Genomic DNA, 26,570 nt, shown 5'->3' on the forward strand with positions numbered 1-26,570 from the left:
CAGACGGTTGAGGGCCGCGCACCGAGATTTATTTCGGTAAAATTTAAGTAAAATTGGAGGCGATCGCAAAAGTCAATTCCAAATCAGCACCACTAAAGCTATAATCATTAGCTATTCTAAATACTCAGATACGAGCGCATAGCGATTTGTAAGGAGAGCGATGAACATACTTGGAATCTCGGCGTACTACCATGACAGCGCCGCAGCCTTAATTTGCGATGGAGAAATTATCGCCGCAGCGCAGGAAGAAAGATTTTCCCGCAAAAAGCACGACGCCAGATTTCCCAAGAATGCGATCGCCTATTGCCTAAAAGAAGCGAACATAGAATTACGGGAAGTCGATCGCATAGTCTTTTACGACAAACCATTAGTCAAATTCGAGCGCCTTCTCGAAACCTACTTAGCCTACGCACCCCAAGGTTTTCGCTCTTTCCTAACCGCCATGCCCATATGGCTGAAAGAAAAGCTTTACCTCAAAACCATGCTCAAAAGAGATCTCGCAGAAATAGGCAACTGCAAAACCAATAAACTGCCATCTCTGCTATTTACCGAGCACCACCAATCCCACGCAGCCTCAGCATTTTTCCCCAGCCCGTTTCAAAAAGCAGCCGTTTTGTGCCTCGACGGCGTGGGCGAGTGGGCAACAACCTCGGTTTGGTTGGGAGACGGCAACGAACTTACACCTCAGTGGGAAATCGATTTTCCGCATTCCTTGGGTTTGCTTTATTCAGCTTTCACCTATTACACAGGCTTCAAAGTCAACTCTGGCGAATACAAACTCATGGGTTTAGCGCCTTACGGCGAACCCAAGTATGTAGACAAAATTCTCACCCATTTGATGGATCTCAAAGATGACGGAACTTTCCGTTTAAACATGGATTATTTCAACTACACAGTTGGCTTAACCATGACAAATAAGAAGTTTGACGAACTGTTTGAAGGGCCGCCGCGTCAAGGTGAAGGACAACTGACTCAGCGGGAAATGGACATTGCAGCTTCCATTCAAGTTGTTACCGAAGAAGTTGTTTTGCGGCTTTGCAGAACAGTCAAAAAAGAATTGGATGTCGATTATCTTTGTCTCGCGGGCGGCGTTGCTCTCAACTGCGTTGCTAACGGCAGACTTTTGCGGGAAAATATTTTCAAAGATATTTGGATTCAACCAGCAGCGGGAGATGCTGGCGGTGCTTTGGGCGCGGCTTTGGCGATTTGGTATCAGTATTGCGAACAAACTCGTACTGTGGGCGACGAGTTACTCGCAGTAAATAATATTAAGCCGGAGAGGGCTGAAGTCCTTACTACCAGTGGGGAGGAGAGGACTGAAGTCCTCACTACAAGCCAAGCTGTCGCAACAGTGGCGAAGTCGGTGGCTCATTTAACTTGTCACGACAAAATGCGCGGTTCCTATTTGGGGCCAAGGTTTACTGACGCAGAAATTCTTGAATATTTAGATGCTGTCAAAGCTAGTTATCACCGATTGGACGATGCCGAATTGATGCCGCAGTTGGCGGAAATTTTGGCACAGGGAAATGTCGTCGGATGGTTCCAGGGGCGGATGGAATTTGGGCCGCGAGCTCTGGGCGGGCGATCGATTATTGGCGATCCGCGCAATGCTAAAATGCAGTCTGTGATGAACCTGAAAATTAAATATCGGGAATCATTTCGACCTTTTGCACCATCAATTTTAGCCGAAAGAGTTGCGGATTATTTCGAGATTGACCACTCTAGCCCTTATATGCTATTAGTAGCACCGGTCAAAGCCAGTCTCCGCATTCCCATGACTCCCGAACAAGAGCAGTTGTTTGGCATTGACAAGCTCAACATTCCGCGATCGGAAATTCCGTCTGTTACCCACGTAGATTACTCGGCTCGCATCCAAACAGTTCACAAAGAAACCAATCCTCGGTACTATGACTTAATCAGTCATTTTGAAGAGCGATCGGGGTGTTCGATTCTGGTAAATACTTCCTTCAACGTCCGAGGTGAACCCATTGTTTGTACTCCCGAAGATGCTTACCGCTGTTTCATGCGAACCGAAATGGACTATCTGGTTTTAGAGAATTACTTGATTCCTAAATCAGAACAAATTCCTTGGAAACAAGATGATGCTTGGAAAAATGAATTTGAACTAGATTAGTCAGTTGACAGTTGGCAGTTGACAGTTGACAGTTGTCATTAGCTGAGATTTTAACTGGTTACCAGGCTCTGCCTGGTAACGAGCATATTTGAACTAGATTAGTTATTAGTTATTTGTTGTTGGTTATTGGAAGAGTGCAAATAACGAATAACCAATAACGAATAACCAATTCCCCATTCCCCATTCCCCATTCCTCATTCCCCATTTCTAATGAGCGACGAAATTAAAAAACTCGACAAAAAAGGCCTGCGCGATTTCGGGCTGCTAATTGGCGGCTTAATTGCAGTGCTGTTCGGTTTAGCAGTACCTTTACTGCGGCGCGATTCTCTACCTTGGTGGCCCTGGGCTGTCGGTGCAGTGCTAGTTGTGCTAGCATTGGTTGCACCAAAATCCCTCAATCCCGTTTATCACGCATGGATGCGGTTTGGACTGCTTCTCAACAAGATCGAAACGCCGATCGTCCTGGGGATAGTTTTTTACCTGATAGTTTGGCCGATGGGAGTTATCAAAAACATTTTCGGCGAAGATGCAATGCGCCGCAAACTCAATCCGAAAATGGATACTTACCGCATTCCAAGCAAAACAAGAACCAAAGTTAGTATGGAGCGTCCTTTCTAAGTGTTTGAAGCAACTTTAGACTTTCTCAAAGATTTGTGGGCGTTTATGAGAGAACGCCAAAAATATTGGCTGATACCCTTAATTGTGACTTTAGTATTTTTGGGAGCTTTGATTGTATTGAGTCAGGGTTCTGTGATTGCTCCGTTTATTTACACGCTGTTTTGAAAGAATGAGCAAGTTGAAAACTTTGGGCGTCAATTTAGCTTTGACACTCGGCGGTTTGTTGATGGGGGTGGTCATTGGTGAAGTTGGATTGCGAGTTGCGGGAGTTGAGGGCTACCCCAAAATTGGAGCTTTCGCAGACTCCGCGCCAACTCGTTTCCACACTGCCGATCCCGATTTGGGCTGGAAGCTTAAACCAGGTGTATCCGGGGAGTGGAAGGGCGAAGGTGAGAGTTTTGTGCAGGTGAATAGTGAGGGTTTGCGCGATCGCGAACACACAAAAGCCAAACCTCCCAATACCCTCAGAATCGCAGTTTTGGGCGATTCTTTCACCGAAGCAATTCACGTACCAGTTGAACAAACTTTCTGGTCGAAATTGGAACGAAAGCTAGGCAACTGCGAAGCTGTTAAGGGACGCAAAAATGTTGAAGTTATCAATTTCGGCGTGCAGGGTTACGGTAATGCTCAAGAATTGATAATGCTGCGAAAAAAAGTGTGGGATTACAATCCTGATATTGTAATTCTTGCATTTTTTATTGGCAACGATGTAATTAACAATTCCCCCAAACTAGAATACGACCACTATCGACCATTTTTTGCGTATAATGCTAGCGGCAAGTTAGTACCGGATATGTCTTTTCGCAATTTAGCACCGATCGACCGCAACGCAAGAGCAGTTTCATTCGTAGACAAATTGCCCAGTTTTCTGGTCAACAATTCGCGCATTTTGCAAGTCATCAAAAAAATTGACATAGACCAGAAAAAGCTGCAGTTATCGGCAGATTTTTCCGGTTTGAGTACCAAAAACTTCATTCCACCTCAAGATGCAGCTTGGCAAGATGCCTGGAAGGTAACAGAAGGTTTGATTGTGGAGATTCGCAATGAAGTCGTGCAGAAAAATGCTGATTTCTTACTTGTGACGATCGGCGATCCGATACAAGTTGAACGGGATGCCCAGAGGCGAAAAAATTATATGAGAAAAAACAAAATTCAGGATTTGTTTTATCCCGATAAGCGGCTAGAAAAATTGGGCGCGCGCGAAGGTTTTCGGGTACTGAATTTATCCGAACAGTTTCAAGGTTATACTGAAAAATTTCAAGTGTGCGCCCACGGTTTTGAGAATTCTGTACCCTGTGGGGGTCACTGGAATGAACTCGGACACAGGCTTGCTAGTATTTTGATCGCTCGCAATTTGTGCGAAAACTTGAAGCAGTCTCAAGCCCCCCAAAAACAACCGTAATCAGTCAAATTACATGAAAGACTCAACTTCGTTCAAAAAAGGCACAAATATATTAACTTTAATCGCTGTTAATTTGGCGATCGCTTTTATTTGTCTGGAAGCTTTGTCGCTAGCTTTTTATTTTGTAAATCAAAAACAGTTTTTTTATACCAGAACCAAAGGCAAAGAAAAAGTAGCAGAAGATATTGAAAGGCTCGGAATTCGACTCGATGAATCAATCGTAGAAAGACTGCACCCGTTTTTTGGTTACGTGCTAAAACAAGGTGCTTTTACCAATGAAAGATTAAAGTTGAAAGTCAACAAACAAGGCTTTTTTTCCCTCTACGAATATCCGTTTGTCAAAACCAAGAAAAATCAATTTATTATTGGGATATTCGGCGGTTCTGTTGCTAACAACTTTGCAGTAGATGAATACGTCACTCAAAGATTGTCTAAAAACTTAAACAGTTATCCAGAATTCGCCAATAAAGAAATTGTAATTTTAAATTTCGGTAACGGCGGCTACAAACAACCCCAACAATTATTAATTTTAAATTACTTTCTGGCTTTGGGTCAAGATTTAGATTTAGTCATCAATATTGACGGTTTTAACGAAGTAGCACTGTCAAATTTAAACAACAAAGCTCGATTAGAACTAGGAATGCCCAGCGTTCAACACATACAGCCGCTGACGGGTTTAGCCAACAACAACTTGTCGCCGGAAGCGATGAATTCGATCGCGCAAATTAGCGAAGACAAAAAAGAGTTGAAAGCAGGTATTGACAAATTGCAAACTTGTCAGTTGGCTTTGTGTCACGCTGTTACCTCGCTGAGAGTGAAACAATTAGTCAACAATTACCAGCAGGCCGTTGTCAAGTACGACCGGCAAGTCAAACAATCCAACCCAGACACGGCAAATAGCGGTATAGTATACCTTCCCAAAGCTGACTCTGTTTTGTCGGATGGTGCTGCTTTTGATAAAATAGCATCGATGTGGTACGAATCGTCGATCGCGATGAATCAAATTTTATCAAGTAGAAAGATTGAGTATTTTCACTTTATCCAGCCCAACCAGTATTATCAAACTAAACGAACCTTTACCGCCAAGGAGGACGAAATTGCGATCGACAAGAATAGTCCTTACATTGAAGGGGTGAAAAAAGGTTATCCCGTACTGTTGTCCAAAGTCGATGATTTGCAAAAAGCTGGGGTTAATGTTTTTAACGCAGTAAATATTTTGGACAATACCAAAGAAACGGTTTACAAAGATGCCTGCTGCCACTACAATTCAGTGGGAGAGGAAGTATTGGCAGACTATGTTTCCAGTTCGATTATTAAAGTAGTGAGAGAGTCAAAATAGATATTTATGAAAGATTTTAAAGTGATTAAAAAAATCCCAGAAATTCTGAAAATTGCTGCGATCAACTTGGCGCTTTTACTGGTTTTCCTGGAACTCGGTTCGCTGGGATGGTATTTTGTCAAGCACAAGCAATTTTTCTATACTAGATCCAAGGTGCAAGATAAGTCGGCTTTAGGAATAAATTTAGAAGGAGTACGGCTGAATCAGTCTATTGTCGAAAGGTTTCATCCTTTCTTTGGGTTTGTTCAAAAACCCAGCGCTGATTTTCGCCCCGGTTTTAAGGTTAACAACTACGGATTTATCTCTCCTTACGATTACCCTTTGAAAAAAACTAAGAAAAATCAATTTATTATTGGAGTTTTTGGCGGTTCTGTGGCTTCTAATTATGGAATATTTGAAGTTCAAAATAAAATTTTACCTCAATACCTCAAGCAGCTTCCCGGTTTACAGGATAAAGAATTTATAATTTTGTCTTTTGCTACTGGAGGCTACAAACAGCCGCAACAGTTATTAATTTTAAACTATTTTTTGGTTTTAGGTCAAGAATTAGATATGGTGGTCAATATAGATGGCTTTAACGAAGTAGCACTTTCTAATCTCAACAATAAAAATAAAATTGATTTGGCGATGCCAAGCATTCAGCACATTCTGCCGCTGACTAATTTAGCGAATAATAGCCTTTCTCTAAAAGCTATGAAAGCAAGTGTCAGAATTCAAGAAACTAAAACTAAGATTAATGAGGGGCTGGAAAGTTTGCAGCGCTGCTCTTTCGCGGCGTGCGATGCTTTGACTTCTGTTTACGTTCAAAATTTAGTTAACAATTATCGTAAAGATGTGATTGCGTTTGACAAAAAACAAACTCAACCACAAAAAAATGGTGATAACGTTATTTATATCAATAAAAATAATTCTGTTTTAAGCGATTCAGCAGCTTTTGAAGAAATGGCATTGAATTGGGCAAAAAGTTCAATTTTTATGCACAAAGTGCTGTCGGCTAGCAATGTGCCGTATTTTCAAGTTCTTCAGCCGAATCAATATTATCAGACGCAAAGGGTGTTTGGTGAGGCCGAAAAACGGATTGCTTTTAACAATGATACTCCTTATGCTAAGGCTGTGAAAATTGGCTATCCGGCTCTTTTGAGTAAGTTTCCTAATTTAGAAAAAAATAAGATTAATATTTTCAATGGGGTTAAGGCGTTCGACAAGACTAAAGATGTTGTTTATGTAGATAGCTGCTGTCATTACAATCAAGCTGGACAGGCGATATTTAGCAATTATGTGGGCCGTTCTATTCTGGAATATTTGCAGAAGAATGAGGCTAGGAGTAAGAAGAAGTAGGTTGACCAAATTATATCAAATCCGGCTTACATAGATAGCCCGATAATTTACATTATGTATCGCAAAATAACCATGATAAGGTTTGTAGTGAGGACTTTAGTCCTCAGAAATTGATCGGGACTAAAGTCCTCACTACGAACCTATTTTACCGCCGATCGCAAATTTTAGGTATTTGCTTCGGTTTTAGATCGATCGCCCACAGAGTCGATCGGCATTACCAATATCTTATCAACTCGGTTGCCGTCCATATCCACGACTTCGACTCGCAAACCGTTCCACTCAAAATGCTCCGCTGCTGTCGGAATTTTCCCCAAATTTGTAATCACAAAACCGCCCATTGTGTGGTAGCTACCCCTATTTTCTGACGATATTTCATCAATTCCAAATAATTCAAAGAAATCTTCAACCGGGAGCATTCCGTCTAACAGCCAAGAACCGTCCTCGCGCTGAACTGCTTGGGGTTCGTCGGCATCTTCTATTGAAGGAAAGTCGCCAACGAGTTCGACTAAAATGTCGTTAACTGTCACCAATCCTTGAATGACTCCGTATTCGTCAACCACCAAGGCAATTTGATTACTAGATTGCTTAAAAAGCTCTAATACTTTTAAACCGCGCGTGCTTTCAGGCACAAATAAAGGCCTGCGTAAAGAAGCACTTAAATCGAGGGGTTGACCTGTCAAAGTGCGAGACAGCATATCAGTAACGTGTACTAAACCGACAACATTATCGAGTCCGCCCTGACAAACAGGAAAGCGAGAGTGACCGCTGCCGAGCATTTTTTGGCGGTTTTCTTCTACTGAGTCGTCGAGGTCGAGCCAAGTAAGATCGGGTCGCGGAGTCATTAAGGCGCTGACTCGCCGATCGCCCAAACGAAAGACTCTTTCTACCATGTCTTGTTCGGCTTCTTCAAAGGTTCCGGCCTCGGTGCCTTGCTCTATTAAAACTTTGATTTCTTCCTCTGTAACTTGCGGTTCTGTTGAAGGCACAATCCCCATAATCCGCAAGATTAAGTCAGTGGAATAACTTAAAACATAAACGGCGGGAGCGCCAATTTTGGACAGCATTCGCATCGGAATAGCGACACTGGAGGCGATCGGCTCAGGGTTGTTGAGGGCGAGGCGCTTCGGCACGAGTTCGCCAATAATTATGGTGAGATAAGTTATGGTTAAAATTGCGATGACTGAGGCGATCGCCCCTGAGTAGGGTTCCAAAGCCGGAATCAAGCGCAACAGAGGTTCTACTCTTTTAGAAATCGTCGTTTCTCCGAAAGCGCCGGACAGGATAGCCAGCAGCGTAATCCCGATTTGAACAGTCGGCAAGAACTGATTGGGGGCATTAGCCAGATCCAGCGCTACACGGGCATTGAGCGAACCCTGGTTTGCCATCTGTTGCAGTCTCACCTTCCGTACTGAGATGATGGCCATCTCTGACATCACAAACACGCCATTGAGGAAAACCAGCAGGAGAACAATCAGAAGGTCTATACTTGGGGACATTTCTCAAATTATCGGTGGTAAAGGCGAAGCGCACTGCCCGGTTAGTCGATTTTAGATTTTAGATTTTAGATTTTAGATTGACTCCGCAGCCAGTATCTGGGGGATTTCCCTAATGTCTAAAATTTTTCGATCTTCACAACTTGAGTCGGGGGCTTGTATCCGTCTTTGGGTGCAGTCACAGGAGAGGTCTGGAAGCGGTCAATCTCGATCGCAAAATCGAAATTTTTTCTAAACCTGGCCCTATATTAACGGAACTGGCTCGATCGCGATCGCAAGTTCGAGATTTTTATAGAAAGCCTCTAGCAGAAATCTACCTGTAGTTGAGTGGCACTGCCAACAGCCGATCGCCACAATGATAGATGTTTGTCGTACAATCGAACTTACTTAGCAGGCCGCGGGGAAGAGCCTTCGCCCATCGGGGATTAAAACTAACAGCCCATGACTTTCTCTTCAATAATTCGTACTTTGGGGCGATCGCCCCTAGCAACAGAACTTCTCAACAAGCTCAAACGGCATCACTGCTTGCAACTGGCAGGTCTAGCCCGCTTACCTAAAGGTTTGGTAGCTTCCGCCCTCGCCCAGGAAGAAGAGCGAAACCTATTAGTCGTGACAGCAACTCTGGAAGAAGCAGGGCGCTGGGTAGCCTCTCTAGAAGCGATGGGCTGGCAAACCGTACATTTTTACCCGACCTCCGAAGCTTCGCCCTACGAGCTATCCTACTCCGACGAGAACGAAATGACCTGGGGACAAATGCAGGTGCTGGCGGATTTGGCGGACAAGCCAGAAAAAACCGCCAATCAGTCCAAGCCGATCGCCATTGTCGCCACAGAAAGATCCCTGCAGCCTCATTTGCCACCTCGAAGTGCTTTTGAGCCTTACTGTCTGACGCTGAAGCGAGGCGAAGTTCAAGACTCCAAGATACTTGACCGCCAACTGGCGTCGATGGGATACGATCGCGTGAATTTGGTAGAAACTGAGGGCCAGTGGAGCCGCCGGGGCGATATTGTCGATGTGTTTCCGGTGGCGGCGGAGTTGCCGGTGCGGCTCGAATGGTTCGGGGATAATTTGGAACAAATGCGCGAGTTCGATCCGTCTTCGCAGCGATCGCTCGATAAGGTCGATCGATTAGTTTTAACTCCTACTAATTTTAACACAATTATTAAAGCAGTTTTAGTCGAAAAAACGCTTGACAAAATTAACAAATTAGGCTCGATTGACACAGAAAATGAATCTGAAAAATTTGTCCGCAGACTGTTGGGTTTAGCCTTTGAGAGACCCGCATCTTTGTTGGATTATTTGCCAGAAAATACCTTAGTTGTGGTTGACGAGCCGGCGGGATGCGAAGCTCACAGCGACCGCTGGTTCGAGAATGCACAGGAACAATGGGAAAGTTGCAATCGGGAATCAGAAGCTGCAGGTGGTGAAACCGAAAGATTGCCAATTGCTAATTTAAAAGTTCCCAAAATTCACCGCACTTTTGCCGAATCAATGGCGGATGTCGCCGTTTTTTACAGGTTAGAAGTTTCAGAATTGGCAGAAGATTCTGCTACTCAAAAAATTAAAAATTCCGCAGGGGGCGAGCAGCTATCGCCTCCGATTAATTTGGCCAGCAGGCCTGTGCCGGTGATGCCTCACCAATTTGCTAAACTCTCTCAAATGCTCCGGGAAGAGCGCGATCGGGGTTTTACGGTGTTTATGGTTTCGGCTCAACCGAGCCGCTCTGTTGCTCTGCTGTCGGAACACGACTGTCCGGCTCAGTTTGTGGTGAATCCTCGGGACTTTTTGGCGATCGACAAATTGCAGTTGCAGCACGTTCCCGTAGCTTTGAAATACAACGGGCTGGCAGAATTGGAAGGGTTTATCCTGCCGACTTTTCGGATTGTTTTAATTACCGATCGCGAATTCTACGGCCAGCATTCTCTGGCGACTTTTAGCTATGTCCGCAAGCGCCGCCGCGCTGCTTCTAAAAAGGTTGACCCGCACAAGCTGAGTCCGGGGGATTTTGTGGTGCACCGCCAGCACGGAGTTGGCAAGTTTCTCAAGTTGGAACGCTTGACGATCGATCGCGAAACTCGCGAATATTTGGTGCTGCAATACGCTGACGGTACTCTCAGAGTCGCTGCAGACCAGTTGGGCGCGCTGTCGAGGTTTCGGACTGTGGGCGAGAAAGCGCCGGATCTCAACAAGCTGACAGGTCAAACTTGGGAAAAAACTAAGACAAAAGTTCGCAAAGCTGTTAAGAAATTGGCAGTGGATTTGCTGAATCTTTACGCTAAAAGAGCTAAACAACAAGGTTATGCTTTTCCTCCCGATATGCCTTGGCAGCAAGAGTTGGAGGATTCTTTTCCGTACCAGCCAACGCCGGATCAGTTGAAGGCTAGTTTTGATGTGAAACGTGACATGGAGGGCGATCGACCGATGGATCGTCTCGTCTGCGGCGATGTCGGTTTTGGCAAGACGGAAGTCGCTCTCAGAGCTATTTTTAAGGCGGTTACAGCGGGCAAGCAGGTGGCAATGCTTGCGCCGACGACAATTTTGACCCAACAGCACTATCACACCCTCTCAGAGCGTTTTTCGCCTTATCCGATCCAAGTTGGTTTGCTCAATCGCTTTCGCACAGAAACCGAGCGCCGGGAGATTCACAAGCGCTTGGCCACTGGGGAGTTAGACGTGATTGTCGGCACTCAAGCTGTTTTGAGCAAGACGATTAAATTTCGGGATTTGGGCCTGTTGGTGGTGGACGAAGAACAGCGGTTTGGGGTGAAGCAAAAGGAAGCGATTAAAGCCCTGAAAACAGAAGTTGATGTGCTGACTCTGACTGCGACTCCGATTCCCCGGACTTTGTATATGTCGCTGTCGGGGATTCGGGAGATGAGTTTGATTGCGACTCCGCCGCCAAGCCGCCGCCCGATTCAAACTCATTTAGCCCCCTACGATTTGGAAGTTGTGCGGACTGCTATTCGTCAAGAGTTGGACAGGGGCGGTCAGGTTTTTTATGTCGTGCCCCGGATTGAGGGGATTGATGAGTTGGCGGATACGTTGCAAACAATGGTTCCGGGGGCGAGAATTGCGATCGCCCACGGTCAAATGGATGCTTCGGAACTAGAATCAATCATGCTGACTTTTAGTGCCGCTCAGTTCGATATTTTGGTGTGCACGACGATTATTGAGTCTGGTTTGGATATTCCGCGCGTCAATACTATTTTGATTGAAGACGCGCAGCGGTTTGGTTTGGGTCAGCTTTACCAGTTGCGGGGACGGGTGGGGCGCGCGGGGATTCAAGCTCATGCTTGGCTGTTTTATCCGAAGCAGAATAAGCTTTCGGATGCTGCAAGGCAGAGGTTGCGCGCTATTCAAGAGTTCGCGCAGTTGGGTTCGGGCTATCAGTTGGCTGTCCGAGATATGGAAATTCGGGGCTCTGGTGATGTTTTGGGTACGGAACAGTCCGGTCAAATGGAGGCGATCGGTTTTGATTTGTATGCTGAAATGTTAGAGGAGGCGATTCGCGAAATTAAAGGTCAGGAAATTCCGAAGGTTGAGGATACACAAATCGACCTCAGTTTGACGGCGTTTATTCCTGCTGATTATATTGGGGATTTGGATCAAAAGATGAGCGCTTACCGCTCTGTGGCTTCTGCTAATACTTCAGCAGATTTGCAGCAAATTCGGGCCGATTGGTGCGATCGTTACGGGCCCATTCCTCTGCCGGCTGAGCAACTGATCCGCATTGTCGAACTCAAACAAATCGCCAAGCAAATCGGTTTTTCTCGGATTAAACCTGAGAACAAGCAGCACATTGTTTTGGAAACGCCGATGGAGGAGCCTGCTTGGAATTTGCTCCAGGCTAATTTGCCGGAACATTTGCGCTCTCGTTTTGTCTACAGCAAGGGGAAGGTTACTATTCGAGGTATGGCGGTTTTGACTGCCCAAAAGCAGTTGGATAATTTGATTGATTGGTTGGGTAAAATGCAGGGCGCTTTGCCGGAAGCAATTTTTTGATTTTTAAGTGGTGTTAAGCGAACACTTGAATTTTCTCTCTGCCCTCTTTTGTCTTAATTCGGCTACGCTACTTCGACGGTGCCGTATAAGTCAGTACGAGTCAGGACGAATCTTCCCTGCATCCATTAAATCCGTGGAGCGAGTCTGTTGTCGAACTTCCTTCAGTCGTAGCACAAAGGATTAAAATAGTGAAAACGTTAGTGTGTGTTTTTTTTGCGATCGCGCTAGCGCAAGGAGTGCCAACGGTGGTTCAAGCTCAACAAAGTATTGACCCGATCGATCGGGTTGTCAGTGCTGGATTGATGAATAAAGATCCTAGCGGTAATTTTAATGCTGATGGCCTTGTCAGCCGCGCTGATTTGGCGGTTATTTTAGTAAAAACCTTTGGTTTGGAACGGCGGAAAACCGCTCAGAAACCGGATATGGAATTGCCGGACGTAGCTAAGAGTTACTGGGCTTACAGTGCGATTCAAACTGCTTTGAAAACGGGAACAATGAGCGGATATCGCGACGGAATGTTTTTCCCTAATCAAAGGGTGACTCGTGCTGAAGCTTTAGCAATTTTTGCTCAAGCCTACGGTGTTTTTCAGTTTCCCGACGCGACTGTTGGCGAGATTTTAACTAAGTATCCAGATGCAGGGGAAATCCCTAGTTGGGCTAGAAAGTCTATGGCTACTGCACTTTATGAAGGGTTTGTGAATGTTGATATTGGAACTAATAAAATTAATCCTTTGAAGCCGATGACTCGCGGGGATATCGCTTACGCTTTGAGCAAGTATTTGGAGCGACAGGTAAGGCCAACTTCTTTACCAGTCCGTGACGAGGGGCCTCCGAATCGCGGCATGGGAAGGTAATATTTGTTCTGGATTAAAATTTAATTTTTGGGGATGCCAAAATGCCCGTGCCATCCCAGAGAAGTCCTAGGGTGCGCCGCCATTAAAAATTGATCGTATCATGTGCGATCGATTACCATCACAAAAACGGTTCGTAGTGCGGACTCATTTTACTGCAGCTAATATTTCTTTCCTCTGCAAAAAGTCGTGAAGCGTAGCTATGCTGTAGGGAATCGCCCGCAATTCAAATACCATGCAAAATCCCGGAGCTTTGGTGACTGTGAAACCAGCCATCAAACCCCCAGGATTTAAATTTTTCCTCTTATAATGAGGTTCAAAATTATCGTCCGCAGACCTTAACCTACTCAGCAGTAGCCAATTCGGTATTGCCACCGTTGCGCTTGCGTGTCAGGGTATTGAACAGCATCTGACCGACTGCTTTAATCAAATTGCCTTCTAACTCCATAAACATTTTCATGTTCATGCCAAAAGCTGCATTAGCTTCATCAACAATTCGCTCTGCTGTAGCTTCGTCAATAGGCAGTTCATTCATTGCCTGACGGTAGTTATTCTTAAACTCTTTTTCATCAGGAATATCCTGGAATTCATAAAAAGCAGTGCCTTCTCCCTCAGTAAGATTCATCCCGCGCTGAGCAATTCCCTTGAGGATTTGTCCGCCGGATAAGTCGCCGAGGTAGCGAGTGTAAGAATGAGCTACTAACAGTTCCGGTGCTGTGGCAGAGATTTCGTGAATCCGCTCCACATAGGCTCTAGCTGCTGCTGACGGAGCTACTTGTTCCCGCCAATTGGCACCGTAGTAGTAGAACAAATCTTGCTCTAAGCTTTGTTTCCGATTCAACTCAGAAAAGTAAATTTTTGAAATAACCGGATGGTTCTTTTGGCGTTCCATTTCCTCTTCGATTGCCGAGTAGACAAAGTAGAGGTTTCCTACTAACTTCCGGTAAGAAGTTTTTTCTACAACGCCTTTTAAAAAACACTTGACAAAACCAACGTTTTCTGCCATAGTGTGGGACTTTTTGGTTCCCTCACGCAATTTGGTCGCTAAATTGATGCTCATGCTATATTGTCCAACCTTCTATTTTTGTGGTAGCTGATGGATGGGTCAAAAATCTAAAAATTACCTAAGTATTTACCTTATATCGATTTGATGAGAGCTTGTATTAATTTTTATAACAAAAGTTGCAGTAGTTCAGTTGGCAGTTGGCGGTAGTCAGTTGGCGGTAGTCATCAGTCATCAGCCAGTAACTAATGACTAATGACTCATCTTGGCCAGCAAACAAATGTCAAATGTCAACCGCCAACTGCCAACTGTCAACTGCCAACTGTCAACTGCCAACTGTCAACTGCCAACTGTCAACTGCCAACTGCCAACTGCCAACTGTCAACTAATTTAAATGTCCAAGTCGAGCATATTGAGTTTGGGGCCGTAGGTTTCGATAAATTCGCGGCGGGGGGCGACTCGATCGCCCATTAAGATGGTAAAGATGCGATCGGCCTCAGCGGCGTCTTCAATCTCCACCCGTTTCAGCGTCCGAGTTTCCGGGTTCATCGTGGTATCCCACAACTGTGTCGGCATCATTTCGCCCAAACCTTTGAACCGCTGGACAGTGTAGTTAGCATTCGCCGGAAATTCATTGCGGATAAGACTGTTCCTTTCGCGTTCGCTGTAACAGTAGTAATGATTCCGGCCGCGTTCTACTTTGTAGAGAGGAGGACAAGCAATGTAGATATAACCTTGCTCTACAAGCGCGCGTTGGTAGCGGTAGAAGAAAGTCAACAACAGCGTGCGGATGTGAGCTCCATCTACGTCAGCGTCAGTCATAATTACGATGTGGTGATACCGCAATTGACCGGGATCGAATTCTTCGCCTTTGATGCCCAAACCCAGGGCGGTAATTAACGATTGAATTTCGTTATTTTTGTAGATTTTGGCATCGTCGGTTTTCTCAATGTTGAGAATTTTACCGCGCAAAGGCAGGATTGCTTGGAATTGGCGATCGCGCCCTTGTTTCGCACTGTTGTGGACAAAAACTCCCGCAGCTAATGCAAAGTTGTGACTGTTAGGCACTTCGATGTCGTAAACATCGTACCGTTCCTCCAAATGTTCGATCGACACAACGCGGTGGTTGTAATTGCGAACAGCTTGGCGAGCCAGCAATTGATCTCCGCCAAAGTAGCGATCGCAAAAAGTTTGGTACTTCAACAAACACTTATCCTTTTTCGTCCGGCGGCAAGCATCGTAATAATCTACATTAATACAGCCTTTTTGCAACTCCACATACTTCAACATTTCCAGAGTTTTCCGGTAGTAAGTTTCGTTCAAAGCTGCTTTGCGTTGGCGGCGAAACTCCGGCGTCCACTGTTGCTTAGTTTTTTCACGGCGCCAGTCCAACAATTCCCGATCTTTCCACTGCTCCTTGGCAAATTGCGAATTAGCCTCCCGCGCTTCAGGATTGTTAGCAAAATGATTGCGAACCCGTTCCGACTGAGCCAAACGGTTTTCTTCGGAGCTCCAATACTCTTGCTGCGCTTGGTTAAGCAGTTCATTATTTTGCTCGCGATAAGCTTCATTCGTGTCGTAAAACTCACGCCACTTGCTCGTCATATAAGCTTTATACTCTTCATCTTCCCACTGAGCTTTTGCCTGTTCAGACAGAATTTGTCTGGTTTCAGGGTGCTGCATCCGCTCTTTCATCATCGCCCGAAATTCATCAGTCATGTGAGCTTGACGGCTCTTTTCAATGACATCTGGCCTGTGCAATGTTTTCTCAAGATTGGCGCGGTGTAAAGCCAAGTGAGCCTGAGCGGGCATCCGATGAATATTGGTCGGATTGTTGTTGAGTTTGTTGAAATCAACATGGTGGCGGTGATTACCGTCAGATGCTTGATAAACCTGATGTTTCAGGTTGTAGAAATCCGATAGCAGATGACTGTAAATCCACTTGTCACTGTTGGGATTCCAAACCATTTCGTAACCGTTAAGTCCCTGCCCGTTTTGGTTCTTTTTAGACAACTGGCGGTTGAGGGGCATTAAGGAATCGTCCGGTGTCAGCATGGCTGCTGCTCTGTAGGTACCATCCCGCAACATGAACGGATGATCGGGAGTACAAGTGATTGTCTCGCCATTGTCTAATGTCAGTTTGACAACTTCAGCATTTGCTTTAGTCATGCGAGCGTTAGTTATCCGCTCAAACCCTATGTTTCCACTTTCGCGAATGGTGTAGCAAAAGTGTTCTTTACCTTCTGCTTGTTCGTCAACTATCTCTTTGATAGTTTTTGTAGTGCCGTCAGCTAATATTATTTGCTGAGATGAAAAAAAACAGCCCCCTGCAGAATCGCCTTCAACTAGGTATATCTCAGACAGGGCGGGGTCTCTGGAGCTACAGTCCGCTAATTTTCCGGGCAAAGGAGACGATTCTAAGACGGATTTGCGGCGGACTAAATCGCGGGCGCGGCGGGCTGCTTCTGCGGCTTTAAATGCCTGAATTGCTTTTTCCAAAATAGCGTCGGCTACTTGGGGGCGAAACTCCAAATATTCGGTCAATACTTCGCCTACTAAGGAATCAACTATTCCCCGAACTTCGGTATTTCCCAGCTTAGTTTTTGTTTGGCCTTCAAATTCTGGATCGGGGACTTTGACGGAAATTACTGCTGTCAAACCTTCGCGGACGTTTTCACCAGCGAGGTTGGGCTCGTTTTCTTTGATTTTGTTGCGCTTGCGGGCGATCGAATTCATCGTCCGCGTCAAAACGGCTTTCAAACCTTCTAAGTGCGTACCGCCGTCGATCGTCCGAATGTTGTTAGCAAAACCGAGAACGTTGTCGCTAAAAGCATCGACGCACCACTGCAAAGACACTTCTACGTGCACGTTGTTGCGTTCTCCTTGCACGTAGATCACCTCTTCGTGCAGGGGTTGCTTGTCGCGGTTCATGTAGGCGATGTATTCCTTGATGCCGCCTTCGTAACAATAGGTTTCGATGCGCGGTTCGCTACTTTTGAGCAATTCCAAACGGCGATCGCTAAACGTAATTCTCACGCCCGCATTCAAATAAGCCAATTCTCGCAAGCGTCCCGAAACCGTAGCGTAATCGAACTCAATGCCAGTGCTGAATATCTGAGTGTCTGGCAGGAAACAAACTGAAGTACCGGTGCGATTTCCTTTACTGGGCTTTGCCTCAAGTTCGCTGACTGGAAAGCCTCTTTCGTAGCGCTGCAAATGTTCTTTTTGGTCGCGCCAAACTGTAACCTTTACCCACTCCGAAAGCGCGTTTACAACCGAAATACCTACACCGTGCAATCCTCCAGAAACCTTGTAACCGCCGCCGCCAAATTTACCGCCGGCGTGCAGTACAGTCATTACTGTTTCTATTCCCGATTTGCCAGTCTTGGCAACGATGCCGGTGGGAATACCGCGGCCGTCATCTGTGACACTGACTGAACCGTCGGCGTTGAAGTCAACCTCGATGTGAGTGCAGTGGCCAGCCAGCGCCTCATCGATGGAATTGTCCACAACCTCGTAAACTAGATGGTGGAGTCCTCGCGGGCCGGTTGTACCGATGTACATCCCCGGTCGTTTGCGGACTGCTTCGAGACCTTCGAGAACTTGAATCTGGTCGGCGCTGTAGCTGCTGGTCATACAAAATAGCTCCAATAATGAGGTCTAAAGCCCCAAAAGCTTCTAAAATGGAAAAACTCCTAAAATTATAGCACAAAACGGTTAATGGCGATGCTAGGGCATTCTAAATGGAAATTTATTAGGGGGACGGAGGCGAATAGTTGTGAGATTGCTTCGCGACTTTCCTGGTGCAGCGCGGTAAATGAGTGGATGGAGAGAGGGGAAAGTGGAGAGGAAGAGAGTCTAGGAGAGGATTTGACGGTTTTTATAACGAAATGAAATATGCTTTTGAAATCTGCGACGGCTTATGTTTAGATTAATTACGATTTGTGGGGCGACGGCGACGGGGAAGTCGGGAGTGGCTTTGGCTTTGGCTTCACGACTGCGATCGGCAATTTTGAGTGCGGACTCCCGTCAAGTGTACCGCGAATTTGACATCGGGACTGCCAAACCTACAAAAAGCGATCGCGCTTTGGTACCGCATCACTTAATTGATATCTGCGATCCGACAGAAACTTTAACACTGGCGGAGTACCAGCAGCAAGCTCAAAAAATAATTGCTGATATCGATTTTCCGGTTTCTCCCCCGCTGTTGTTGGTGGGAGGGACTGGTTTGTATATTAAATCGATTGTCAGGGGTTTGAAAATTCCGAGGGTTGCACCGATGCCCCAATTGCGATCGCAACTTGCGGAACTAGGACAATCTCAATGTTACGCGATCTTGCAGCAGGTCGATCGCTCTGCAGCGGAGAAAATTCACCTAAATGATTCCTTCAGAACCTTAAGGGCGCTGGAAGTATTTTATGTCACTGGGCGCTCGATTTCGGAACAGCAGGGCGAAATTCCTCCGAATTATCCTATTTTACAAATAGGGTTGGATTGTGATATTGATGTTTTGGGCGATCGCATCAAACAGCGCACCGAACAAATGTTAGAACGCGGTTGGGTGGGTGAAGTAGAATATTTGTGTAAAAAATACGGCTGCGACTTGCCTTTATTGAACACGCTGGGCTATCAGGAAATCAAACAATATTTGGCTGGCGAGATTACTCTGAATCAAGCTAAGGAATTAACAATTTTGCACACGAGGCAATTTGCTAAGAGACAGCGAACTTGGTTTCGAGCTTATCCTGAAATTGAATGGTTTGATGTTAGCGCGCCAGATTTATTAGAGCGAGTTTGGCAGAGAATGCAGGAGTTTGTCAATCAAGATTTCGGCGATTGGCAATAATCCGAACCAGTTCGGAAAAACATTTTGTCACCCTCAATAGTCGAGGATCTTTTTTGGGCTGATATCGTTTCCGGTTGCATAGGAATTATTTAACCACAGAGGGCGCAGAGAACACAGAGGAAGAGAAGAGAGAGATGAATACAGGACGATGAAACATCCACTTGTTGAGGCGCTGTCTGCTATTTTTCGGTGACATACAGCGTATTCCGGGTTGGTGAAATATGCACTCCTAATCTGGTTTATTTACAGTTAGATAAGCTGTCAACTGATGGTTGTTCGAGAAACCCGGTTTCTGGGGTAGTGCATCTCAATGGAATATGCTGCAAATCAATTGATATATAGCGGTTCTCAAGCTTGGTGAGGTATGCTTTTAGGCCCGATGCCCGATGCCCTATGCCCGATGCCCGATGCCCGATGCCCACTCCTAGCAGCTCATCTTTCTAAGAAAGGATACAACTTCGTCTTTCTCATCCGGGCATCTTGAGGAATGCCGAAATTTTTAACCGAACTTGGTATGATTATTTTACGGCAATTTTTTGGATACTTCTGCCAGTTTAGTCACCATTTGGGATACCGCTTTATCAACCGCCGCGCTCAAAAGTCCGTCTTCATTGCTACTGCCGGAATTACCGCCAATACCTCGGACAGAAAAATTGGAATCGCTTTGATCCGCTTCTCCTACTGATTTAGCTGTGGCAAGAATATCCCCGGAAGCTGTACCGATTAGCCTTGCGTCTATTTGATAGGCCAAACCGGGCATAGGGCTATTCTCACTTTTTTTATAACCGCTATATGTGTTTATAAAAAATTAGGAGCTGTAAAAAGATAAGTAGAAGTGAAGTCAAAAAAAAGGGAAGCTAACAATTCAATGTGATGAAATGTGGTGATTTGTAGGTAATAAGGATAATAAGCAGTGGATTTGGCTGGCAATTGATGTATCTACATTCATAAATTGTAGGAGTATATATTGGCAAAAGAGATCGAGCTGGCGCTCAAGGATCATGGGATTCTTTGCCACCAGTTTATAGTCAATCTGCCCTAAGTCATACAGACTTTTGGAGTACCTATAGAACAGTTTTTCCTCAAAAAAGATACAAGACAGTAGGAAAGGAGACTAATCTGACAAACTATATAGAAAGATTTAATAATACGATGAGACAAAGAATATCTCGATTGGTGAGAAAAACTCTTTCATTCTCTAAAAAACTCTCCAATCATATTGGCAGCTATTTGGTATTTTATTCATGAGTATAATGCCAGTTTATGTATCAATTAAAATCCTTAACTTTCCTTACTATGCAGGACTACCATTTCTAGGTCTGACATGGCACTTTCCTTTGTACAACAACAATCCCGAACTCAAACACATTCATTAAGTTGTTTCATATCCTCTGGCGGCTGCACTTGCTTTTGCAAACTAATTTTGTCGCCCACTTCATAGCCAGAATTAAAGCCAGCCTCGCTGCTGACTTGAGAATCTGTTCTCGTTTTAACTTTAACACCTCGGCCTTTTAAATAATCGGCGATCGCCTGTTGATTCTTCTCAAACATCGATCGCACTACAATCGCAGGAGTCGCCGCCGTATCAGCCGTACCGGGAATCCCAGACTCCTCCATCTCCCGCTTTTGTTCCAGCAATCGCTGTCTCAGCCTTGTGGCGCATCCCACCCGAAAAGCATTCAAATACGCCAATCCCCGGCCGCTTCCCTTGCGGTATTTCGCCCGTTTCTCGATCGCAGAACTCAAATACTCGTAAAGGTGCTTGCAAACAATCAAATTTGTAGAGCTTCCCACCAAAAACATATTACCAGTATAAGTGTTCCGCATACCCGTACAACCGTTAGCTTCAGCAATTCCCGACAGCAGCATCATTTTCCAAGTCACAAATTTCGAGGTGGTTTCAACTCCGCTTTCGCCCATTTCTTCTTGGTGATTCGGGCCTAAATCAGCGAGGCTGAGATTGTACTGCGCCAGTAAAACCGAAGCTTTTTCGGCCGCTGCCGTCGATTCATTTTCATTGGATGAGGTGGCGAGGGCTAACAGCTTTTTAATTTTTTCAACAATACTTGTATCTGCCATTGTTCGATCGGTTTTAGGGTGAGATTACGCCGTGGTAGCGATTTGGGGATAGTTATATTTTACTATAGCGTGGAATGTGCGATATTTTTCAACCGTCTTAGCGGGTAGTCAAAAACCGGATTTTTTAACAAAAAGATGCGTTTTCACGCGAGATTCGCTGAAAACGTCAGCTTCTTTGGTAACAGTGCGATGTTTTTTGAAGATAATTTGATTCATCTAAATTGTCTGTACCAAAAAGCTGCATTTTGCCTAAGACGGTTTACTTAAAAGTTGTTATAGTTGGAGATTTTCTCCCATACCTCCTAGTCTCCAAGCCATCGAGATAGTAGGGCGTAGCCGAGGAATCTTTGGAAGGTATCAGCAGTTTCAACCCAAGCGTATTAAAATAGAACATGAGTCGATCGATACTTGACAAATAGCAGGCTGGATGATGAAATGAATGAAAGTTTGCCGCCGATTTATTTTTACATTCCTAAAAGCCAGTGGCCTGTAGGAAAAATGCCAAAAATTCCTCAAGAATACTGGCAGTGGATGAGTTCTTGGGGTAGCAGGTACGGCCGGGGAAAGTATGATTGGACTCTGCAAACTTATCTTTATTTGAAAGCGGACGGGTTGCCATGTCAATTAATAGATTTTATGCCGGATGAAGGCATCGTGCTGTCCCATCGAGATTTTTTATCCGATAATTTACAACCGCTGCCAAAGTTGCTGGTTGTTTGTATTAAAGTGGATAGAGAACCTCACCCTTACGCTCAGTTACAAGTAGTGCAGAACGATCGCGATCCGCTATTTAGTCGATCGCCCTTTTTATGGCAGTGTCACCCGCTCAAATTTTGGCTGCAACCAGGGTTAATTCCACGCGATGCTAGCCGGGGCGAAATCTTTGAAAATGCAGCCTTCTTCGGCGTTTTAGACAGTCTAGCACCGGAATTGCAAGCACCATCCTGGGGCGAAAAACTCGGCGTTTTAGGTTTGGATTGGCAAGTCGTGGGGTGCGATCGCTGGCACGATTACAGTAAAGTTGATGTGATTGTGGCTGTTCGCAGTTTTGAGGGCGAACTCACTTTTGACTCGAAACCTCCCTCGAAATTGATTAACGCTTGGCACGCGGGCATTCCGGCGGTTCTCGGCCGCGAATCTGCATACCGCAGGGAACGCAAAAGCGAACTCGATTACATAGAAGTAGCTTCGCCGGAGGAAGCGATTGCTGCTGTTGAGATGCTGCGGGGCGATCGTAATTTGCGCGCGGCAATGATCGAAAATGGTAGAATTAGAGCGCAGGAAACGGCAAATGCCCAGATTATTTCGCAGTGGCGCAATTTTTTGACAAACGTAGCCGTTCCTGCATATTATCGTTGGTGTACCGCATCTATTTGGCAGCAGCAAATATTTTTAGCCCGCCGCCATCTAATTATGAAAGCAAACCGCCTCCAAAGCCGCCTCAATCAATTTATCTCTAAGAAATAGCCGTGAAAATTTGCTATTTTATCCAAACTCATCAAAATCCCCAACAAATTTATCGCCTGGTTCGCACTATAAAAAAATCTAGTCCTAATTCTCAAATCCTCATCAATCACAACTTTAATAGATGCGATTTAGACTTGACTCCGCTGCAAGAATTGTCAGATGTTCATTTGTTGACGAATCAAGAATATTTAATCCGCGCTGATTTTTCTTGTCAAGTTGAACCGTATTTAAATGCAATTGATTGGTTATTTGCCAATAATTCTGATTTTGACTGGCTGATTAATTTAACCGGCCAAGATTATCCCACTCAACCGCTGTCAAAAACTGAAGATTTTCTCGCAAAAACTAACTCGGATGGTTTTATTCGGTATTGGGATGTTTTGGCTGAGGGAATACCTTGGGAAACGCAGAAAGGATTCAAGCGATATTATTGCCGTTACTGGCGAATTCCCGGCCGCTGGAGTTACAGTTTTTTGAAAGAATTTCAGCAGTTGTCGGCGGTGCAAAAATTGACTCCGCTGCAATTTTACCTGAGTTACGGCCCGTTGGTGGGGATACCGCGCCGATCGACCTTATTTAGCGATCGGTTTATTTGCTACGGTGGCTGGGCGTGGTACACTCTCTCTAGAAAGTGCGCTGCATATATCAAAGATTTTGTTAATACTCGCCCGGATTTTGTGGACTATTATCAAAAAACAGTAGTCCCAGAAGAGTCTTTTATCCAGACTATCTTAGTCAACAATAAAAATTTAAATCTCGTGAATGACGACAAACGCTATATTGATTATACAAATGCAATCGCCGGTTCACCAAGAACGCTGACAGTGCAAGATTATGCGACAATTACTAACGGCAACTTTCACTTTGCGCGCAAATTCGACATCAAACAAGATGCGGAAATTCTTGACAAATTAGATTCCTTAATTTTCACTTAAAAAACCAGGTTGGCAGTGAGGAATTCAGTCCGCCTCAAAACCTGAACGCTAATGTCCACAAAACGAACAACAAAACTAAAGTAGTTGATTTTTTAATGAAAGTAGAAACCAAGGGATTTATCACTATTTTAACAGGTCTTTACTCATTCCAAGATTGCATTCATTTTTTGGCTTCAATCAGGAAATTTCACCAGGAACCAATTATTATTTTAATAAATAGAGTACCTCGAATTTTATATCCTTTACTTCAAGTATTTGGAAAAGTCATATTGAAACCTGCACCCTCTCACGAAAATCCTGTTTTAGCCTCGCGCCAAGCTAAACTGGCTTTATACCGAGAATCTTCGTTTGACAAAACTATTTATATGGACTGCGATATTTGTTTGTTGTCGCCAATAGATGAAGTTTTCGACTATCTTGACGAAGTGGATTTGTTGGTGACAGAAGATGTGCAGCCAGCAATTGCTAAAGCTGCAAATTTATTAAGAATTAAGCAGGATATTCTGTCAACTTTGCAGTCTGTCGGATTGCCGCTAAATCAAAATAGCATTCAATACAACGGCGGGTTTATCGCTTTTACCAAAAGTAGTAAAAATTGCGAATTTTTCCAAAGTTTTAAGAAATATTTCGAGATAGTAGTGGCTAACCAAAATGTGCTATTATTGAAAGATCAAGGTGCTTTTGCGGCGGCTGTGGAATTTGTCCAACCGAAAATGAAAACATTGTCGCCTGTTTACAACTACTTGGATAAGTGGAAAGATGCTTATGCGATCGACAAACCGATTAAAGTCATGCACTGCACCTATCCCTACCGCCCGCAGTACGCAAAGAACGTGACGCGATCGCTCTTGACTCGAATAGTCGATCGCACTGCTAAAATATTTTTACCAAATCAACTCAACAATCCCTGGCGCTTAAAATAAACTTTCTCTCACTCCGCGCCCTCTGCGGTTCATTAAAAAAAAAATATCATTCACAACAAAAGAAATAGGATGGCTATAGCTGCCGTGCAACATTATACTGAAGAACTCTATCAATACTTGCAAAAAACATCCCAACAATCAGCCAAAGAAATTATTCCTATTCTTTGGGAATTCCTGCAGCCAAAGCGAGTGATTGATGTGGGTTGCGGCACGGGAAATTGGCTGTCAGCATTCAAAGAATTCGGCGTTGAAGATATTTTGGGAATAGACGGTGATTGGGTCGAACCACAACTGCTAGAAATTCCCAAGGCCAACTTTTTAGCATTAGATTTAACCGAGCCTTTGCCGATTGAAAAACAATTTGATTTAGTCGTTTCCTTAGAAGTAGCAGAACACTTGCCCTCCGACTGCGCCCGGGTATTTGTAGAGTCTTTAGTGAAACTGGGCCCCGTTATTTTATTTTCGGCCGCAGTACCATTTCAAGGAGGAACAAATCACGTTAACGAACAGTGGCCAGACTATTGGGCGAAACTCTTTCAAGAGCAAGGATATGTGACGATTGACTGCGTGAGAAATAAAATATGGCAAAACGATCGAGTTAAATGGTACTACGCCCAGAATATACTTATATTTGCTAAGGGGGAATATTTAACAACAAATCCAGTTTTACAAAAAGAGGCAGATAGAACTAACATTTTACAGCTTTCCTTAATTCATCCAGAGCTTTATTTGCGAACTGCATCAGCAGCCACCAAATTAAGACAAGAAATCAAAGATGCTTTAGCCTTAAAAGATCCGAGGGTTTCCCTAAAAAGAGTATTTTTTGCTTTGCTACCATTGACAAAAGCTCGGTTAAGCAGGAAAATAAAGCAACTTTTTTCATAAAAAATTACCAAGTGAAAGTTTCATTAGTGGTGAGCGATTTATCCGGGGGAGGTGCAATTCGTGCTTTTCTCCTAGCTCAAGTCCTGATCGAGCTTAACTGCGAGGTAGAAGTCGTCGGATTTAAGTTTGGCAAGGAATTGTATGCTATTCCTCCGAGAGACATCCCGGTATGTGCGATCCCAGGAAAAAACTATCCGGGATTTTTCCTGGATGCTCAAAAAATTTTGAAAAAAATAGATGGGGATATTATTTATGCGGTGAAACCTAAACCTACAAGTTTTGGTTTATCGCTGCTAAAAAAACTGGAGACTCTGCGCCCTGTGATTTTAGATATTGATGACTGGGAACTGAGCTGGCTCGGCCAAGATGAATGGAAATATCGTCCTTCTTTTAAACAACTTTATCGAGACATTTTCAAACAAAACGGTCAATTGAGAGAACCGGATCACCCGCTGTATGTCAAGTGGATGGAAAGTTTAATCCACCGTGCTAATGCAGTCACCGTTGATACTGAGTTTTTACAACAGCGTTTTGGCGGTGTATATTTGCCTAATGGCAAGGATACTAAAATGTTCGACCCTGCTAAATACAATCCTGAATTGAGCAGAGAGCGTTATGGCTTGTCTGGGTATAGAATATTAATGTTTCCGGGTGCGCCTCGACCTCACAAAGGTGTTGAGGATGTTTTGATGGCCCTCGAACAGTTAAACGAGCCTGATTTAAAATTAGCGATCGTCGGGGGAAGTCCTTATGACGATTATGATGATAGACTTATGCAACAATGGGGGCGTTGGATTGTTAAGCTGCCAAGGTTTCCAGTCGAGACAATGCCTGAAGTTGTAGCGGCGGCTCATGTTGTCGTTGTTCCTCAGCGAGAAACTCTGACAGCGGTGGCTCAGTTTCCGCTCAAGCTGACAGATGGGATGGCGATGGCTAAGCCTGTTTTATCAACGCGAGTGGGGGATATTCCAGCAATTTTAGGGGGAACCGGTTATTTAGTCGAGCCGAGTTCTCCCGCTCAAATTTCCCAAAAAATTCAATGGATATTTCAAAATTTGACAGCCGCGAATTTGCAAGGAATGAAAGCTCGGGAAAGATGCGTGAAAAAATATAGCATTCAAGCAATGGCACCGATACTTTTAGATATAATTTCAAGTAGATTGAGGTGACATTTAAGCGGCTGAATGGAGAAAGAAAAACTGGGTATAATTGAAAAATATTTTGAGATGCCATACTGTTTAGCTGGGAATGCTTC

At 44.6% G+C, this 26,570-nt stretch carries 20 protein-coding genes and 1 pseudogene; 15 read left to right on the forward strand and 6 right to left on the reverse strand.

Annotated features, from left to right (window positions below; translation table 11 throughout):
* Window positions 1-160 precede the first annotated feature (160 nt).
* The 6 genes from QUB13_RS20455 (at window position 161) to QUB13_RS20480 (ending at window position 6,831) form a co-directional block, all read left to right on the forward strand.
* Complete coding sequence (locus QUB13_RS20455) at window positions 161-2,134, forward strand: carbamoyltransferase family protein (protein WP_333384037.1); 1,974 nt, start codon at window positions 161-163, stop codon at window positions 2,132-2,134.
* 210 nt (window positions 2,135-2,344) lie between these two features.
* Window positions 2,345-2,752, forward strand: a complete 408-nt coding sequence (locus tag QUB13_RS20460; protein WP_333384040.1) for an SxtJ family membrane protein — start codon at window positions 2,345-2,347, stop codon at window positions 2,750-2,752.
* Window positions 2,753-2,917, forward strand: a complete 165-nt coding sequence (locus QUB13_RS20465) for a DUF5989 family protein (protein ID WP_193973035.1) — start codon at window positions 2,753-2,755, stop codon at window positions 2,915-2,917.
* A gap of 4 nt (window positions 2,918-2,921) precedes the next feature.
* Window positions 2,922-4,154 (forward strand): SGNH/GDSL hydrolase family protein, encoded by a 1,233-nt coding sequence (locus QUB13_RS20470; RefSeq protein WP_333384044.1) that lies wholly within the window; start codon window positions 2,922-2,924, stop codon window positions 4,152-4,154.
* 13 nt (window positions 4,155-4,167) lie between these two features.
* Window positions 4,168-5,493, forward strand: coding sequence for a hypothetical protein (locus QUB13_RS20475; protein ID WP_333384046.1), 1,326 nt, complete (start codon window positions 4,168-4,170; stop codon window positions 5,491-5,493).
* A gap of 6 nt (window positions 5,494-5,499) precedes the next feature.
* On the forward strand, window positions 5,500-6,831 hold the full coding sequence (locus QUB13_RS20480) for a hypothetical protein (RefSeq protein ID WP_333384049.1): 1,332 nt from the start codon (window positions 5,500-5,502) through the stop codon (window positions 6,829-6,831).
* A gap of 164 nt (window positions 6,832-6,995) precedes the next feature.
* On the opposite strand, the gene QUB13_RS20485 is transcribed toward QUB13_RS20480, so the two are convergent.
* Window positions 6,996-8,327, reverse strand: coding sequence for a hemolysin family protein (locus tag QUB13_RS20485; RefSeq protein ID WP_333384052.1), 1,332 nt, complete (start codon window positions 8,325-8,327; stop codon window positions 6,996-6,998).
* A gap of 438 nt (window positions 8,328-8,765) precedes the next feature.
* On the opposite strand from QUB13_RS20485, the gene mfd reads away from it, so the two are divergent.
* Together mfd and QUB13_RS20495 are read left to right on the forward strand one after the other, a co-directional pair.
* Window positions 8,766-12,326, forward strand: coding sequence for a transcription-repair coupling factor (gene mfd / locus QUB13_RS20490; protein WP_333384055.1), 3,561 nt, complete (start codon window positions 8,766-8,768; stop codon window positions 12,324-12,326).
* 200 nt (window positions 12,327-12,526) lie between these two features.
* The gene (locus QUB13_RS20495; protein WP_333384058.1) at window positions 12,527-13,180 is read left to right on the forward strand and encodes an S-layer homology domain-containing protein; all 654 of its coding nucleotides are present in this window, start codon (window positions 12,527-12,529) and stop codon (window positions 13,178-13,180) included.
* Window positions 13,181-13,324: 144 nt separating this feature from the next.
* On the opposite strand, the gene QUB13_RS20500 is transcribed toward QUB13_RS20495, so the two are convergent.
* The 3 genes from QUB13_RS20500 to gyrB form a co-directional block, all read right to left on the reverse strand.
* Entirely contained in the window at window positions 13,325-13,453 is a 129-nt protein-coding gene (locus QUB13_RS20500; protein WP_333384062.1) for a hypothetical protein, read from the reverse strand.
* Window positions 13,454-13,520: 67 nt separating this feature from the next.
* Window positions 13,521-14,237 (reverse strand): biliverdin-producing heme oxygenase, encoded by a 717-nt coding sequence (locus QUB13_RS20505; RefSeq protein ID WP_333384065.1) that lies wholly within the window; start codon window positions 14,235-14,237, stop codon window positions 13,521-13,523.
* A gap of 333 nt (window positions 14,238-14,570) precedes the next feature.
* On the reverse strand, window positions 14,571-17,816 hold the full coding sequence (gene gyrB, locus QUB13_RS20510) for a DNA topoisomerase (ATP-hydrolyzing) subunit B (protein WP_333384067.1): 3,246 nt from the start codon (window positions 17,814-17,816) through the stop codon (window positions 14,571-14,573).
* 286 nt (window positions 17,817-18,102) lie between these two features.
* Between gyrB and miaA the strand changes: the two genes are divergently transcribed.
* Window positions 18,103-19,026, forward strand: coding sequence for a tRNA (adenosine(37)-N6)-dimethylallyltransferase MiaA (miaA, locus tag QUB13_RS20515; RefSeq protein ID WP_333384069.1), 924 nt, complete (start codon window positions 18,103-18,105; stop codon window positions 19,024-19,026).
* 523 nt (window positions 19,027-19,549) lie between these two features.
* On the opposite strand, the gene QUB13_RS20520 is transcribed toward miaA, so the two are convergent.
* Complete coding sequence (locus QUB13_RS20520; protein ID WP_333384072.1) at window positions 19,550-19,786, reverse strand: CsgG/HfaB family protein; 237 nt, start codon at window positions 19,784-19,786, stop codon at window positions 19,550-19,552.
* A gap of 82 nt (window positions 19,787-19,868) precedes the next feature.
* Here QUB13_RS20520 and QUB13_RS20525 point away from each other — a divergent pair.
* Window positions 19,869-20,302 (forward strand): annotated as a pseudogene (locus tag QUB13_RS20525) (IS1 family transposase); the annotation flags it as partial.
* An 83-nt stretch (window positions 20,303-20,385) separates the two neighbouring features.
* On the opposite strand, the gene QUB13_RS20530 reads toward QUB13_RS20525, so the two are convergent.
* On the reverse strand, window positions 20,386-21,105 hold the full coding sequence (locus QUB13_RS20530) for a DUF2786 domain-containing protein (protein WP_333089806.1): 720 nt from the start codon (window positions 21,103-21,105) through the stop codon (window positions 20,386-20,388).
* A 435-nt stretch (window positions 21,106-21,540) separates the two neighbouring features.
* Between QUB13_RS20530 and QUB13_RS20535 the strand changes: the two genes are divergently transcribed.
* The 5 genes from QUB13_RS20535 (at window position 21,541) to QUB13_RS20555 (ending at window position 26,484) form a co-directional block, all read left to right on the forward strand.
* Window positions 21,541-22,572, forward strand: a complete 1,032-nt coding sequence (locus tag QUB13_RS20535; RefSeq protein ID WP_333384075.1) for a glycosyltransferase — start codon at window positions 21,541-21,543, stop codon at window positions 22,570-22,572.
* A gap of 2 nt (window positions 22,573-22,574) precedes the next feature.
* Window positions 22,575-23,507, forward strand: a complete 933-nt coding sequence (locus QUB13_RS20540; RefSeq protein WP_333384078.1) for a beta-1,6-N-acetylglucosaminyltransferase — start codon at window positions 22,575-22,577, stop codon at window positions 23,505-23,507.
* 269 nt (window positions 23,508-23,776) lie between these two features.
* Window positions 23,777-24,430, forward strand: a complete 654-nt coding sequence (locus tag QUB13_RS20545; protein ID WP_333384081.1) for a hypothetical protein — start codon at window positions 23,777-23,779, stop codon at window positions 24,428-24,430.
* Between the two features lie 69 nt (window positions 24,431-24,499).
* Window positions 24,500-25,315 (forward strand): class I SAM-dependent methyltransferase, encoded by an 816-nt coding sequence (locus QUB13_RS20550; RefSeq protein WP_333384084.1) that lies wholly within the window; start codon window positions 24,500-24,502, stop codon window positions 25,313-25,315.
* An 11-nt stretch (window positions 25,316-25,326) separates the two neighbouring features.
* On the forward strand, window positions 25,327-26,484 hold the full coding sequence (locus QUB13_RS20555) for a glycosyltransferase family 4 protein (protein WP_333384087.1): 1,158 nt from the start codon (window positions 25,327-25,329) through the stop codon (window positions 26,482-26,484).
* Window positions 26,485-26,570: the final 86 nt, after the last annotated feature.

It is taken from the genome of Microcoleus sp. B4-D4, assembly GCF_036705185.1.
In the GTDB taxonomy this organism is placed as follows: Bacteria; Cyanobacteriota; Cyanobacteriia; order Cyanobacteriales; family Microcoleaceae; genus Microcoleus.